The organism is Acidovorax sp. CF316, from assembly GCF_000276605.1.
Lineage (GTDB): Bacteria > Pseudomonadota > Gammaproteobacteria > Burkholderiales > Burkholderiaceae_C > Acidovorax.
In genome coordinates this window covers 1-14,951 of sequence record NZ_AKJX01000105.1, presented here as the reverse complement: position 1 = coordinate 14,951, position 14,951 = coordinate 1, and the positions used below count along the sequence as shown (strand labels likewise).

The 14,951-nt window shown below is 69.5% G+C and carries 12 protein-coding genes; 6 read left to right on the top strand and 6 right to left on the bottom strand.

What is annotated here, in order from left to right:
* Window positions 1-62: 62 nt before the first annotated feature.
* From tldD to PMI14_RS11225, 4 genes are all read right to left on the bottom strand, one after another.
* On the bottom strand, window positions 63-1,547 hold the full coding sequence (gene tldD / locus PMI14_RS11240; RefSeq protein WP_007854178.1) for a metalloprotease TldD: 1,485 nt from the start codon (window positions 1,545-1,547) through the stop codon (window positions 63-65).
* Window positions 1,548-1,728: 181 nt separating this feature from the next.
* A complete protein-coding gene (locus PMI14_RS11235) occupies window positions 1,729-2,064 on the bottom strand; it encodes a YegP family protein (RefSeq protein ID WP_007854175.1) in 336 nt (111 codons plus the stop codon).
* A 102-nt stretch (window positions 2,065-2,166) separates the two neighbouring features.
* Window positions 2,167-3,345 carry a rod shape-determining protein RodA gene (rodA, locus tag PMI14_RS11230; protein ID WP_007854173.1) on the bottom strand — a complete coding sequence of 393 codons (1,179 nt, stop codon included), beginning with the start codon at window positions 3,343-3,345 and terminating at the stop codon, window positions 2,167-2,169.
* 47 nt (window positions 3,346-3,392) lie between these two features.
* Window positions 3,393-5,753, bottom strand: a complete 2,361-nt coding sequence (locus PMI14_RS11225) for an HDOD domain-containing protein (RefSeq protein WP_007854164.1) — start codon at window positions 5,751-5,753, stop codon at window positions 3,393-3,395.
* Between the two features lie 121 nt (window positions 5,754-5,874).
* On the opposite strand from PMI14_RS11225, the gene PMI14_RS11220 reads away from it, so the two are divergent.
* Entirely contained in the window at window positions 5,875-6,459 is a 585-nt protein-coding gene (locus tag PMI14_RS11220) for a YqiA/YcfP family alpha/beta fold hydrolase (protein ID WP_007854163.1), read from the top strand.
* Here the strand turns inward: PMI14_RS11220 and PMI14_RS11215 are convergent.
* Window positions 6,442-8,028, bottom strand: a complete 1,587-nt coding sequence (locus PMI14_RS11215) for a PglL family O-oligosaccharyltransferase (protein ID WP_007854162.1) — start codon at window positions 8,026-8,028, stop codon at window positions 6,442-6,444. The two genes, PMI14_RS11220 and PMI14_RS11215, sit on opposite strands and share 18 nt — an antisense overlap.
* A 134-nt stretch (window positions 8,029-8,162) precedes the next feature.
* Here PMI14_RS11215 and PMI14_RS11210 point away from each other — a divergent pair, with 134 nt between their 5' ends.
* Genes PMI14_RS11210 through mtgA form a run of 5 tightly spaced genes read left to right on the top strand, consistent with a single transcriptional unit; the run spans window position 8,163 to window position 13,374 of the window.
* Window positions 8,163-8,729 (top strand): pilin, encoded by a 567-nt coding sequence (locus tag PMI14_RS11210; RefSeq protein WP_108016302.1) that lies wholly within the window; start codon window positions 8,163-8,165, stop codon window positions 8,727-8,729.
* A 45-nt stretch (window positions 8,730-8,774) separates the two neighbouring features.
* The gene (locus tag PMI14_RS11205) at window positions 8,775-10,847 is read left to right on the top strand and encodes a ribonuclease catalytic domain-containing protein (RefSeq protein WP_007854158.1); all 2,073 of its coding nucleotides are present in this window, start codon (window positions 8,775-8,777) and stop codon (window positions 10,845-10,847) included.
* Window positions 10,844-11,704 carry an energy transducer TonB gene (locus tag PMI14_RS11200; RefSeq protein ID WP_007854157.1) on the top strand — a complete coding sequence of 287 codons (861 nt, stop codon included), beginning with the start codon at window positions 10,844-10,846 and terminating at the stop codon, window positions 11,702-11,704. Before PMI14_RS11205 ends, PMI14_RS11200 begins: the two co-directional genes overlap by 4 nt.
* Window positions 11,705-11,754: 50 nt before the next feature.
* Window positions 11,755-12,609: a shikimate dehydrogenase gene (gene aroE, locus PMI14_RS11195; protein ID WP_007854155.1), complete on the top strand. Its 855-nt coding sequence runs from the start codon at window positions 11,755-11,757 to the stop codon at window positions 12,607-12,609.
* A gap of 30 nt (window positions 12,610-12,639) precedes the next feature.
* Complete coding sequence (gene mtgA, locus PMI14_RS11190) at window positions 12,640-13,374, top strand: monofunctional biosynthetic peptidoglycan transglycosylase (protein ID WP_007854153.1); 735 nt, start codon at window positions 12,640-12,642, stop codon at window positions 13,372-13,374.
* Between the two features lie 3 nt (window positions 13,375-13,377).
* Here the strand turns inward: mtgA and PMI14_RS11185 are convergent, their stop codons facing one another.
* A complete protein-coding gene (locus tag PMI14_RS11185; protein ID WP_108016301.1) occupies window positions 13,378-14,793 on the bottom strand; it encodes a cytochrome P450 in 1,416 nt (471 codons plus the stop codon).
* Window positions 14,794-14,951: the final 158 nt, after the last annotated feature.

Here is a 14,951-nt window from a genome sequence, read left to right as displayed (position 1 = left end):
CCCCTCCCGACTCGCGCAGCGAGTCGAGAGAGGGGGAAGGCGCGAAGCGACTCAGGGGGTGCTTAAGCTGTTCCGCCGACCGTCAGGCCTTCGATGCGCAGCGTGGGCTGGCCCACGCCCACGGGCACGCTCTGGCCTTCCTTGCCGCAGGTGCCCACGCCGCTGTCGAGGCGCATGTCGTTGCCGATCAGGGTCACTTTCTTGAGCGATTCGGGGCCGCTGCCGATGATGGTCGCACCCTTCACGGGGTACTGGATCTTGCCGTTCTCGACCCAGTAGGCTTCGCTGGCCGAGAACACGAACTTGCCCGAGGTGATGTCCACCTGGCCGCCACCGAAGTTGGAGGCGTACAGCCCCTTCTTGATGCTGGCGACGATCTCCTGGGGATCCTTGTCGCCGCCGAGCATGTAGGTATTGGTCATGCGCGGCATGGGGATGTGGGCATAGCTCTCGCGCCGTCCGTTGCCGGTGGGCGCCACGCCCATCAGGCGCGCGTTCATCGAATCCTGGATGTAACCCTTGAGGATGCCGTCCTCGATCAGCACGTTGCGCTGGCTGGCGTTGCCCTCGTCGTCCACATTGAGCGAACCGCGGCGGTCGGCGATGGTGCCGTCGTCCAGCACCGTGACCCCCTTGGCCGCCACGCGCTGGCCCACCCGGCCGCTGAAGGCGGACGAGCCCTTGCGGTTGAAGTCGCCCTCGAGCCCGTGGCCGATGGCCTCGTGCAACAGGATGCCAGGCCAGCCCGAGCCGAGCACCACCGTCATCTCGCCAGCAGGCGCCGGGCGCGACTCGAGGTTGACCAGGGCTGCGTTCACGGCCTCGTCCACGTACTGGCCCATCTGCTCGTCGTCGAAATAGGCCAGCCCGAAGCGGCCACCGCCGCCGGCAGAGCCCATTTCGCGGCGGCCGTTCTGCTCGGCGATCACCGTGACCGACAGGCGCACCAGCGGGCGCACATCGGCGGCCAGGGTGCCGTCGGCACGCGCCACCAGCACCACGTCGTACTCGCTGGCCAGGCCGGCCATGACCTGGGCCACACGCGGGTCCTTGGCGCGGGCGCGCTTTTCCAGGCGTTCGAGCAGGGCCACCTTGGCCGTGCTGTCGAGGCTGGCGATCGGATCCACGCCCGGGTACAGGCTGCGGCTGGTGGCGATCTTCTGCGACGCCACCTTCACCCGCCCGGCCTGCGACGCCGCGCCGATGGTGCGCACCGTGCGCGCGGCATCGAGCAGCGAGGCCTCGGAAATGTCGTCGGAGTAGGCGAACGCCGTCTTCTCGCCGCTCACGGCACGTACGCCCACGCCCTGGTCGATGCTGAACGAGCCGGTCTTGACGATGCCCTCCTCCAGGCTCCAGCCCTCGCTGCGCGTGTACTGGAAGTACAGGTCCGCATCGTCCACCTGGTGCGTGCGGATCTCGGCCAGCGCCCGGGCCAGGTGGCTTTCATCCAGGCCAAAGGGTGCCAGAAGCAGTTGCCGGGCAACGTCGATGCGCTGGGTGGTGGACGCACGCTGTGGCGCGGCAGTAGAGGAGCTGAAGGTCATGCGGCCATTTTAGGCGCGCGGGCAGGCCCCGTGCGGCGCAGGGGCACCCGCCGGGCCTGCAGGGCGGTGCGCGGGCTCATACGGATTTGCATTCGACCGTACAGATAGGCGGGAGCCGCAGACAGTGCTGTAGCACGGCAAGGCGAACCAACGACGCTATACGGTTGAAGGCAAAACCGTATCAGGCGCTCTGGTCGTCGGCCACCGCGTCGGGTGCGTGGGCCTTGACCGATTCGATCCCCGCTTCGCGCGCCTTCTCGCCCGAGTAGCGCTGGCTCTGGCCGATGACCTGGCCGTTGCCGGCCTTGAGGGTGAAGTAGGGAGAGCCGTCCTTGGCGCACAGCCGGCCGTAGCGGCCATCATCGGCCGCATTCTTGCGCACGGATTCGATGCCGTTCAGGGCACTGGCCCGGGATTCGTACAGCTCGCTCGTGAGGATCACCTGGCCGTTGGAGGCCAGCAGGTTGAAGACGAACTTGTCGTTCCTGGACTTCTTGAGCTCGAACTTGGACGCCATGGGAGCACCTCCGTGGGATTGTCGAAAAGCCGCTGTGACCGGCAGTTGTAACCCCAAGCGCCCGCCGTGGCAATGGCGCAAGCACCCGCTCCCGTCTGCCGGCTATGCCTGCATGGCGGGCGGCGCATTCTTGGGGTCCGCGCGCTGGGCGCGCGCCACCGACATCAGGATTCCCAGGGCCAGCCCGAGCGTGACCATGGCCGTGCCGCCATAGCTGACGAAGGGCAGGGGCACCCCCACCACCGGCAGGATGCCGCTGACCATGCCCATGTTCACGAAGGCATAGGTGAAGAAGATCATGGACACGGCGCCGGCCATCAGGCGCCCGAACAGGCTCGTGGCGCCCACGGCGATGGCCAAGCCGCGCCAGACCAGGAGCAGGAAGCAGGTGATCAGGAACAGGTTGCCCGCCAGGCCGAACTCCTCGGAAAACGCCGCGAAGATGAAGTCGGTGGTGCGCTCGGGAATGAACTCCAGGTGGGTCTGGGTGCCGGCCATGAAGCCCTTGCCGAACATGCCGCCCGAGCCGATGGCAATCATGCCCTGGATGATGTGAAAGCCCTTGCCCAATGGATCGCGCGTAGGGTCCAGCAGGGTGCAGATGCGCTGCTGCTGGTAGTCGTGCAGCACAGGCCAGCGCACCCCGTCGGCGCACCACGGGTCGCCCATGACCACCAGGATGGCGATGCCGATGCCGCCGATCAGCACCGGCGGCAGCACCAGCTTCCAGGGCAGGCCGGCAAAGAAGATCACCGACAGGCCGGCCGCCAGCACCAGCAGCGAGGTGCCCAGGTCGGGCTGCTTCATGATCAGGCCCACCGGAATCGCCAACAGCAACCCGGCCGCGGCGAAATCGAGCGGCCGCAGGGTGCCCTCGCGCTTCTGGAACCACCAGGCCAGCATCAGCGGCATGGCGATCTTGAGGATTTCGCTGGGCTGGATCACGATGCCCAGGTTCACCCAGCGCTGCGCGCCCTTCTTGGTGATGCCGAACAGCGCCACCGCCACCAGCAGCGCCACGCCGGCGGCATATAGCGGCACGGCGAACACCATGATCTTCTGGGGCGGCACCTGGGCCACCACGAACAGGATGGCGCAGGCGATGAGCATGTTGCGCCCATGGTCCATGAAGCGCGTGCCATGGTCATAGCCCGAGGAGTACATGGCCAGCAGGCCGGCCCCCGCGAGCAGCAGGATGATCAGCACCAGGGGCAGATCGAAACCGCGGAACAGGGGAAGAAAGCGCTGGGCAAAGGAGGGCTTGTCAAAAACGGCGGCCATCCCCCGATTATCGGCTGGCGGCCAGGGGCCGGGCCGGGGAATGCGCCTCACCCTGCCTGGCGGAAGGCCATCACGGCCTGGTTGCGCAGGGTGCGCAGCAAGCCCAGGGCCTTGTCGTCCACCACGATGCCACCGGCCTCCGACTGGTCGGCATAGATCAGCGCAAAGGTCTGGCCCTTCATCTGCAGCGGCAGCAGCAGGAAGGACGGTGCGTTGAGCCCCGTGCGGTACCACTCGGGCAGGCGCGCCTTGATGCGCGAATCGGTGGCATCGTTGATCAGCGTGTCCGCCGCGCGCAGGCAGACGGCCGCGAACAGGTCGCCCGGCACCTTGAGCGGCACCCGCATGGCGCGCACGGCGGCCTCGCTGCCCTCACCCAGTCCGAAGCGGCCCACCAGCACCTCGGTGCGCGCATCGCGCAGGCAGAACACCATGCGCCGGAAACCCAGTGCCCGGAACATGGTCTCCAGGATCATGCGCAGCACGTCGTTGAGCGCAAAGGTGTCCACCATGGCATTGGTCACGTCCTGCACCCCCGCGGCCAGCACCTCGTTGACCTGGGCCACCGAAACGGCGCCCCCTGCCTGCGAGGCCAGCACCGCCGGCAGTGGCGGCGCCTCTCCAGCGCCGAGTTCATGGGGCGCCAGCGCGTCTTCCGGCATGGCGGCGGCCCCGTCCTCGTTCGACGGGGGCAGCTGCAGCAGGCGCGCGGCGGGCGTGCCCGGCGGCACCCGCAACTCCAGGGTCTCGGCCAGCGACACCAGCTTGTGGCGCGCGCGCAACGTGGCCTCGGCAATGGCCGCAGGTGCCAGGGCCAGGGTGCGGCTGTAGCGGGTGCCCACGCCCTGCAGGCGCTCGTCGAGCCGGGCCGGATCGCTGTGCAGCAGGATGTCGGCCACCTCGTTGGCAGCCAGCGCCACCCAGCGCAGGCGCTCCACGCCCTGCTCGGGCGGGCGCGCCGTGGGCGAGCCCAGGGGCTTGCGCATGCAGCGCTGCAGGCTCTCGGGCAGGCCCCAGACGCGGGCCACCCCGGTGCCCAGGTCCTCGAAACCCAGGCCCAGCACCTGCATGGCGGCGGTTTCCTCCCCGCCCTCGAGCCGGCCGCCGGCCACCAGGTCGCGCACCTGCTGCGCCTCTTCGGGGAAGTAGAAGCTGCACAGCATGCGCCCCAGGTTCTGGAACATGGCGCCGATGAAGGCCTCCTCGGCCCCCTGCCCCGGCCCGCACAGCTCGGCCGCCACCGAGCCGGCCATCATGGAGCGCAGGAACTCCTCGCGCATCTGCTCGGCATGGGCCTTGTCCTGCATGTGGTCGAGCAGCACCAGGCTCATGGCCATGTTGCGCACGGCATTGAATCCCACCAGGCTCACTGCGCGCGAGACCGTGCTGATGGTGCCGCGCCCCGCGTGGGCATAGTGCACGCTGTTGACCAGGCGCAACAGCTTGTGCGTCAGCGCCACGTCCTTGAGGATCTCGTGCGTGAGGTCGCTGATGCTGTCGTCCTCCGAATGGGCCACGCGCTGGATGCGCGTCACCGAGTCGGAGAGGGCCGGGAAATCGCTCTTGTGGCGCATCCGCCGCAACAGGAAGTCGAGCGTGGCATTGCTGGCGGCCGTCGGAGCGCTCACAGGTGCCGCCCAGGCGCGCAGGGCATCGCGCAGCTCGCTCGCGCCGGCGAAGGGGGCCGCGCCATCCTGGCCCAGGGCGCGCTGCAGCAGGGTGCGCAGGCCTTCGTCCAGGGCGTCGGCGAGCACGATCGGCAGGGCGCGCCCCGCCCCCGCGGCCCCCACCCAGGGGCTGCCGGTCAGCAGGTGCACCAGCACCTGGGCGGCCGAGCGCACATCGTCGGCCGCGCTGGCCTCGGCCTGTCCCTCGCCGAACGCCGGGGCATGCCAGCCAAGGCCCAGCAGCCGGGCGTGGCGCTGCGGGTCCATGGCGACATGCTCCAGGTCCACCCGGCCGTGCACCACGTCCGCGCCGTGTGCGGCCTCCAGCGCGTCGAGTACATCGATCACCAGCGCCACGGCATCGTGCGGCGTGCAGCGGCCCTGGCGGGCCAGGTGCTCGGCCAGCGTGGGGCCCGGCGCCTGCTCGTGCACGATGTAGGACTGGCGCGAGAGGACGTCGGCCTCGAGCACGGGCACGATGAGGGCATGGTTCAGGCGGGTGGCACGCTCGGCGGATTCCAGCCAGCGCTCGAGCGCCGCCGCGGCGTGCGGCGGTGCCGCCGCCCACTGCCGGATGGTGACCGGGCGCTTGCCGCGCCGGTCCAGCGCCCGCCACTGGGTGAACTGCCCGTTGGCCACCAGTACCTGCTGCAGCTCGAACCGCCCCTGGGGCGCAGGCACCCGGTCCCCGACCACCCAGGCAGAGCGGCGGGCAGGGGAAAGCGGCGCAAAATCGGTCATGGTCGGGAGAATCAGTGCTGGGCGTGGTACCGCAGGCTGCGACATACACTTTGCAACATCTTATGCCTGTGCAAGGCCTGCCAAGGCAGTGATTCCCCTGCCCCCGACGCCTGTTACTTCCATGAACCGCACCACCCACCTTCTGTACCTGCACGGTTTCCGCTCTTCCCCGCAATCGGCCAAGGCGCGGCAGATGGCCGCCCATGTGGCGGCCGAGCACCCCGGCGTGCATTTCTGGTGCCCGCAACTGCCGCCTTCACCCCGCGAGGCCATGGCCCTGGTGGCCGGCACGGTGGCGCACTGGCCCCGGGCATCGAGTGCGGTGGTGGGGTCCTCGCTGGGGGGCTTCTATGCCAGCTGGGTGGCGCAGCAGCTCTCCTGCCCGAGCGTCATGCTCAACCCGGCCGTGGACCCGGCGCGCGACCTGGCGCGCTACATCGGAGAGCAGACCAGCTGGCACGACCCGGCGGAGCGCTTCTTCTTCCTGCCCGAGTACATCACCGAGCTGCAGGCACTGGACGTGCGCGGCCAGCCGCCCGCGGGCCCCGAGCTGGCCATCATCGCCAAGGGCGACGAGGTGCTGGACTGGCGCGAGATGGTGGCGCGCTACCCGGCCGCGCAGCAGGAGGTGCTGGAAGGCGGCGACCATGCGCTCAGCGGCTTCGAGGTGCACCTGCCCCGGGTGGCCTCATTCATGCGGCTGTGATTCCGAGGCGCGCGAAGCCGGCGGCACCTTGTTCAGCCAGCGCGCATGGTCCTTGGGGTAGGCGATGCGGTAGCGGCGCAGCTGGTACGCCGCCTCGGCGTCCTGGCCAAGCATGACCGCGCTGTCGATGCGCCGCTCGATCACGCGGGGTTCGGGCGAGTAGTGCAGCAACTGGCCGGACAGCATGAACACCTCCTGCGCCGTGGCCGGGGTCAGCCCGATGGAGGGCAGGCGGGCGAAGTCCACCTGGTCCTGGAACAGCAGGGACGGCGCCGTCGTGGCCGGCGCCATGTCGCGGTAGGCCGGATCGCGCTTGTCGGGCACCTTGTAGAGCTGGCTGATGCGATGGTAGTCGTTCGCCACCCAGACCAGGAGCACGGCGCCGGCGACCAGGGCGATGCCGGCTGCGCCCAGTACCGCCGCGGAGGGGGGCCGCGCCGCGCCGCGGCGCGGCCACAGCAGCGCCACGGCCGCCAGGGCCGCCAGCTGGAAGGGCCCGTACCAGAGCGGGAACTCCAGCATGCTGTGCGCGCCGATGAGGGCCAGGATGCCCCAGGCCAGCTGGCGCACGGGGTCGGTCTCGCTCCAGGGCCGAGCCCGCAGGATGAACGCCAGCGCCGCGCCGCACAGCAGCACGGCCGCCGGCAGGCCCAGCTCCACGGCCAGGTGCAGGGGCAGGTTGTGGGCATTGTCCAGCAGCACGCAAAAACGTTCGCCGGGGAACAGGGTGGTGTAGTGCGCGTAGTCGAGTTCGTTCCAGCCCCAACCCGTCCAGGGCTTCTGCGCGATCAGGGTGAGCACGTTGGACCAGAGCACGCGGCGGCTGGTGCACTGGTGGGAATCCCCGGAGAAACGGTTGAACAGGCCCTCGGCCTGAACACCGCTGAAGCTGTGCAGCGCCAGCGGCAGCAGCCAGGCCGCCGCAATGTAGAGCATCACCCCACCCAGCGCCACGGTGAGCGCCATGCGCCCGAGCGAGCGGCGCCACCACAGCAGCAGCACCACGATGACCAGCCACTGCACGGCGCCGGTGCGCGAGGAGGTGGCGGCGCTGGCCAGGGCCAGCACGGTCAATGCCATGCCGAAGGCCAGGCCCACCAGGCTCTCGGGAAGCGGCAACCCCCGGGGGGGCCCATCGCCCTGTGCGCGGGCATGCCACTGTGCCACCGCCCAGGCCAGCGCCCAGGCCCCCAGCGCAACCAGCGTGGCCTGCTGGTTGCGCTGGCGCAGGTTGCCCACCGCCTGGCCGGGGGTGGCGGCATTGATCCAGGGCGCCAGGCCCACATCGCCCCCGAAGTACTGCACGAGGCAGATCACGCCCCCCACGACCGCGGCCAGCAGCAGCCCCAGTGCCAGCCAGGTGGCTGCCGTGGTGCCGCCAACGCGCAGGTCCGGGTGGCGGCGCGAGCGCAGTGCGCGCAGCCATGCCAGCGCCGCCAGCAGCGTGATGCACGACCACGAGGCCAGCAGCGGCCAGACATTGGTGGACGGAGGGCTGGTGATGGAGAACAGGAAGGGCAGGGCCACTGCCAGCAAAGTCAGCGGTGCGGCAATGGCAGCGATCGGCATCGGGAGGCGGGCGAGGGGCGGGTTGCACGGTGAAGGAAGCCGCGAATCATAGAGCCCCGCCCCGTGGCGCGCCGGCCACACGGCGAGTGCGGGCCCAGGGGCCGGGACGCCAGCCCTTATATTCAGCCCCATCGATGCCTCCTGCAGCCCCGCCCTCACCGGCGTGCACCACCGACATGACCCACCCGCAGCACACAGCCTTTTCGCTCCCCCTTCACCCGCGGGGCTTCACGATGATCGAGATGATGATGGTCGTCGCCGTCGTCGCCGTGCTGGCCCTGATGGCCCTGCCCTCGTACCAGGACCGGGTGCTGCGCACCCAGGTGAAGGAGGGCCAGGCCATGGTGGAGTTCGTCAAGCAGGCCGTGGCCGTGCACTACGCGCTCAAGAAAACCATGCCCGCCGACAATGCCGCCGCCGGCCTGCCGCCCGAGGACCGCATCGTCAGCACCAACGTGGCCAAGGTCACCGTGGCCGGCGGGGCGGTGAACATCGTCTATGGCAACAAGGCCAACAAGGCCATCGCGGGCAAGGTCCTGACCCTGCGGCCGGCCATCGTGCCGGATTTCCCCCAGGTGCCCATTGCCTGGGTCTGCGGCAAGGCCAAGGTACCGGACAAGATGACCGCCCAGGGCCCGGACGCCACCAACATTCCGGCCATTGCCACCCCCCTGGACTGCATGGGCCTGGCAAAGTCCTGATACCGCCGCAAGAGACGCCCAGGCACCCATGGGACAATGCCGTCCATGCACGCATTGTTTGAAGAAGCCGGCAAGTTCATGGCCGGCCGTATCCTGTCCGAGGCCGAGAGCTCGGCCCAAGTCGAGCTCGATTCGGGCAAGCGGGTCAAGGTCAAGGCCGCCAACGTCCTGTTGAAGTTCGAGAAACCCGCCCCGGCCGAGCTGGTGGCCCAGGCGCAGGCCGTGGCCGAAACCATCGAGCTGGACCTGGCCTGGGAGTTCGCGCCCGAGGACGATTTCGGCTTTGCCGACCTGGCGCGCGACTATTTCTCCGAGAACGCCACGCTGGTCCAGCAGGCCGGTGCGCTGTTCCGCCTGTACGAGGCGCCGCATTACTTCCGCCGCGCGGGCAAGGGCCGCTTCAAGAAGGCGCCGGCCGAGATCCTGCAGCAGGCGCTGGCCGCCATCGAAAAGAAAAAGGCCGTGCTGGCCCAGATCGACGAATGGGCCGCGGCCCTGGGCCGGGGGGAATGCCCCCAGCCCATCCGCGACCAGCTCTACAAGATATTGTTCAAGCCCGACAAGAACGCGCCCGAGTACAAGGCCGTGGTCGAGGCCAGCCGCGCCACGCACACCGCCCCGCTGGACCTGCTGCAAAAGGCCGGCGCCATCGACTCGGCCTACCAGTTCCACTGGAAGCGCTTTCTGTTCGAGAACTTCCCCAAGGGCACGGGTTTCCCGAACCTGGCGGCCCCCCAGCCACCGGACGACCTGCCGCTGGCCAGTGTGCAGGCCTATTCGATCGATGACTCGCAGACCACGGAAATCGACGATGCGCTCTCGGTCCAGGGCCTGGGCACGGGCACCGTGGTGCTGGGCATCCACATCGCAGCGCCCGGCCTGGCCGTGCAGCCGGGCAGCGCCATCGACCAGGTCGGTCGCGCGCGCCTGTCCACGGTGTACATGCCGGGCTACAAGATCACCATGCTGCCCGACGAGGTGGTGCAGATCTACACGCTGGACGAAGGCCGCGCCAACCCGGCCGTGTCGCTGTATGTGACGATCAACGAGACCACGCTGGAGATCCTGTCCACCGAAACCCGCCTGGAGCGTGTGCCGGTGGCAGCCAACCTGCGCCACGATCAGCTCGACCACATCGTGACCGAGGCCTGGCTGACCGACCCCAGCGTGCAGGTGGAGGGCACGCCCGCGGAGTTGGCCGTGCGGCGCGGTGAGCTGTCCTTCCTGTTCCGCCTGGCCCAGAGCCTCAAGGCGCAGCGCGAGGTGGTGCGCGGCAAGCCCGAGAACTTCAACCGCCCGGACTACAACTTCCGCCTGGTAGGCAACGACCGCGCCGAGCCCAACGGCTCGGAGCAGGTGCAGATCACCACGCGCCGGCGCGGCGCGCCACTGGACCTGATCGTGGCCGAGGCCGCCATCGTGGCCAACAGCACCTGGGGCGCCTGGATGGCCGAGCTCGGCGTGCCCGGCATCTACCGCAGCCAGGCCAGCATGGCCCCGGGCGTGAAGGTGCGCATGGGCACCAAGGCGCTGCCGCACGCCGGCATCGGGGTCAAGTGCTATTCGTGGGCAACCTCGCCGCTGCGCCGCTACACCGACCTGGTCAACCAGTGGCAGATCATCGCCTGCGCGCGCCACGGCAAGACGGCGGCACTGGCCGCGCCGTTCAAGCCCAAGGATGCGGACCTGTTCTCCATCATCAGCAGCTTCGATGGGGCCTACAGCGCCTACAACGGCTACCAGGCCGGCATGGAGCGCTTCTGGACCCTGAAGTACGTGCAGCAGCACGGCCTCACCGAGCTGACCGCCACGGTCTTCAAGGAAGGCCCGGGCGGCAGCTTCCTGGTGCGGGCGGACGATATTCCGCTCGTCTTCCCGGTGCTGGGTGCCCAGAACCTGCCGCGCGGCGCTCGCCTGCGCGTGAAGCTCGGCGAGATCGACGAGATCACGCTGGACATCCATGGCACGGTGCTGGAACGCCTGGACAGCGACGCAGCCGAGACCGGTGCCGACGAGGCGGCGGAGGAGGATGACGACACCGTGGCCGGCCCGATCGCCATCGCGGTGGATGTGAACGAAGCCGAAGCGCCCGCGAGCGCTGATAATCTGACGCCGTGAAACTGCCTGCCTTCCTCCGCACCTTCAGCACGCTGCAGCTTGCGCTCGGCGTATCGATCGCCGTGCATGCGGCGCTCATCACCGTGCGCTTCATCGACCCGGAGGGCTTCAACCGCGTGTTCCAGGACACGCCTCTCGAAGTCATCCTGGTGAATGCCAAGTCCAACGAGCGGCCGGAGAAAGCCCAGGCCATCGCCCAGTCCAACCTGGCCGGCGGCGGCGATGCGGAAAAAGGCCGGGCCACCAGCCCCCTGCCCTACTCGGCACTGACCGCCATGGGGGACGATTTCGAGGAAGCCCAGCGCAAGATGGATGCGATGCAGGAGCAGCAGACCCAGCTGCTCACGCAGCTGCGCAAGCAACTGGCCAGCATGCCACCACCCGACCCGCGCAAGCCCAGCCAGAGCGCCGAACAGTCGGCGCAGGACGAGAAGCGCCGCCAACTGGTCAAGCTGCTGGCCGAGATCGAAAAGCGCATCAACGAAGAGAACTCGCGGCCCAAGAAGCGCTACATCAGCCCTGCCACGCGCGAAGAGGCCTATGCGATCTACTACGACGCGCTGCGCCGCAAGGTCGAGGACAAGGGCACCGAAAACTTCCCCGAGCAGGCCGGCAGGAAGCTCTATGGCGAGCTGACGATGATCGTCACCGTGAACCACGACGGCCGCGTGCTCGAAACCGAGATCGTCCAGGGTTCGGGCAATGCCACGCTGGACCGCCGCGCCGAGGCCATCGCCCGCGCTGCCGGCCCATTTGGCAGCTTCAATACGGAGATGCGAGCCAAGGCCGACCAGATCGCCATGGTGGCGCGCTTTCGCTTCACCCGCGACCAGACGCTGGAAACCACCGTCCGCTGAATCCCGCGCGACGCCCTGGCAGAAGCGCCCCACCCCTTGCATTGTTTGAGATGAGCCAAGCCACCGATCTGTACTGCGTGATGGGCAACCCGGTGGCGCACAGCCGCTCGCCCGCCATCCACGCGCGCTTTGCCGAGCTGACCGGTGAGCACCTGGTCTACGAGCGGCGCCTGGTGGCGCTCGATGGCTTTGCAGAGGGCGTGCACGACTTCGCGGCCCAGGGCGGGCGCGGCTGCAATGTCACCGTGCCGTTCAAGACCGAGGCGCCGCTGCTGGCCACGCATTGCAGCGAGCGCGTACAGCTCGCGGGTGCGGCCAATACCCTCGCTTTCCGGCCGGACGGCAGCATCCACTGCGACAACACCGACGGCCTGGGCCTGGTGGCCGACATCACGCGCAATGCCGGCGTGGCCCTGCAGGGTGCCAGCGTGCTGCTGGTGGGCGCCGGAGGCGCCGCAGCCGGCGTGCTCGGACCGCTGCTGCAAGCGGGTGCACGCCACATCACCATTGCCAACCGCACCCTGGCCAAGGCCCAGGCGCTGGTGCAGTCGCACCAGGCCCTGGCCAAAGAGCTGGGTGCGCAGCTCGCGGCCAGCACGCTGGCTGCCGTGTCCGGCGACTTCGACGTGGTCATCAATGCCACGGCCAGCAGCCTGGCCGGCGATGCAGTGCCCGTGGCGGCCAGCGTGCTGCGCCCGGGCAGCCTGGCCTACGACATGATGTACGGCCCCGCGGCCCAGGGCTTCCTCGACTGGGCGGCCGCGCAGGGCGCGGTGCCGCGCGACGGCCTGGGCATGCTCGTGGAGCAGGCGGCCGAGGCCTTCGCCTTCTGGCGCGGCGTGCGCCCGCCCTCGGCCCAGGTGCTGGCCGAACTGCAGGCGCAACTGGCGCTGCAGCCGCACTGACCCGCGGCAGCGAAGAAAGAACGTGCGACCATGAAAGCCGTGCTGCGCTGGCTGGGCCTGGTGGTGTTCGCCGCCCTGGCGCTGCAGCTGTTCTTCGTGCTGCGCATCGCGGCCATGGTGGTGGTGAATCCCGAATCCACCAGCTTCCAGCGCTCCGAAGCCTGGGTGCAGGTGGCCGCCACCGGCCACGTGCGCTGGCGCCAGCAGTGGATGCCTTACGCCGAGATATCGGACCACCTGAAGCGCGCCGTGATCGCCTCCGAGGACGACGGCTTCGCGAACCACGACGGCGTGGACTGGGCCGCCATCGAGAAGGCCTGGGAGCGCAACGCCAAGGCCGAAGCCCAGGCCGCCAAGGCCCAGACCCGCGCGCCCGACCGGCCCCAGCGCGCGCCCAAGATCCGTGGCGGCTCCACCATCACCCAGCAGTTGGCCAAGAACCTACTGCTCTCGGGCGAGCGCACCCTGTTGCGCAAGGGCCAGGAATTCGTGCTCACGCTGCTGCTCGAGCAGCTGCTGAGCAAGGAACGCATCCTGGAGATCTACCTCAACAGCGTGGAGTGGGGCGAAGGCGTGTTCGGCGCCGAGGCTGCGGCCCAGCACTACTTTCGCAAGAGCGCCAGCCGCCTGGCCCCGGGCGAGGCGGCCCGCCTGGCCGTGATGCTGCCGGCGCCCAAGCGCTTCGAGAAAACGCCGGGATCGGCCTACCTGGCCGGGCGCACGCGCACGATATTGGCGCGCATGAACAGCGCGGAGCTGCCGTGAGCTTCAAGCGCGCCGGCTGAGCAGCAACTGCACCGGCTGCTCAGGCCGCAGGGTCACATGCAGTTGCGGCCGCACGGGCGCTGCCCCCTCGGGCACGCGCAGGGTGTAGCGCTGCAGCAGCATGGCGGCCAGCAGCACCATCTCCAGCATCGCGAAGTGCTGGCCGATGCACACGCGCGGACCCAGGCCAAAAGGAATCCAAGCCCCGCGGGGTATGTCGGGAGCCCCCTCGACGAAACGTTCGGGCAGGAAGCACTCGGGCTGCGCGAACCAGCGCGCATCGCGGTGCAGCACCCAGGGGGTGATGCGCAGCAAGGCCCCCTGGGGCACGGCCACACCGCCCAGCGTGATGGGGGCCGTGGTGCGCCGGCTCATCACCACCGCGACGGGCGGGTACAGGCGCATGGCTTCCTTCAGGGTGGCCGAGAGCCAGGGCAGCTGCGCGAGGTGCTCCGGGCCCGGCACATGGCCCTGCAGCACGGCATCCACTTCAGCCTGTGCACGCTGCGCAGCCCCGGGGTGTTCGGCCATCAGCCGGCTCCACCACAGCAGCGCGGTGGCGCTGGTCTCGTGCCCGGCCTGGAAACTGACCATGCACTGGTCGAACACCTCCTGCGGCGACAAGGCCTCACCCGTGACCTCGTCGCGCAGCGCCAGCAGCATCTGCAGCAGGTCGGTGCGCTCCGCCATGCCCGCCAGCCCCTGCTGCGCCTGGCGCCGACCGATGTGGCGCTGCACCAGCCCCCGCAGCAGGCGCAGCGCGCGGCGCTTGCCGGCCTTGCCGGGCAGGGGCAGCCAGTCGGGCAGGGTGAAGGGCAGGAACATCTCCGAGAACGCCGTGGCCGACAGGGTCTGCGTGGCCCAGGCGGCGTCGCGTGCGTCCTCCCTGGCCGATTCGCTGAACAGGGTGCGCAGGATCACGTCCATGGCCACGCCCGACCACAGCCCGTCCATGCCCACCAGGGCCTCGGCCTGGCCCGCCGGCACGGCAGCGTCCAGTGCGGCCTGCGCGGCGCGGGTCATCAGTTGCGCATAGCCCGCCACCCGCCTGGGCGCAAAGGCCGGCATCAGCATGCGGCGCTGCCGCTGCCAGGTGCCGCCCTCGGTCACCAGCACGCTCTGGCCGAAGACCTGCGCGAACACCTCGATGCCGCGCTCCCAGCGCACCAGGTGCTCGGCATGGGTGACCAGGGCCTCGCGCACCAGTTCGGGGGACAGCAGGTCCCAGGCATCCTCGTTGCCCAGCCGCATGCGCGTGAGGTCGCCATGCTCGCGCTGCAGCCGCGTGACAAAGCCCAGGTAGTCGGCGCGCATGGCACGCAGCAGCGGCAGGCCCCACCAGCGTGATGAGGGGCCCGATGGCTGCGGGACGGGTGGGGCGGCGGCATGCGCCAGGTCGTTGGCAAGGGTCGTGTTCATGCCGGCATGGTGGTGCGCCCCACCCTGCGCTGTATTGAACGATTGCGACACCACAGCTCCCCTACACTCGGGCTCCATGGCCATCCTGGCACCCCCTTCTGCGCGGCAGCCCGACGGACTGATCCCTTCCGGACAGCTCTGGCTGCCGCACGCCGGCC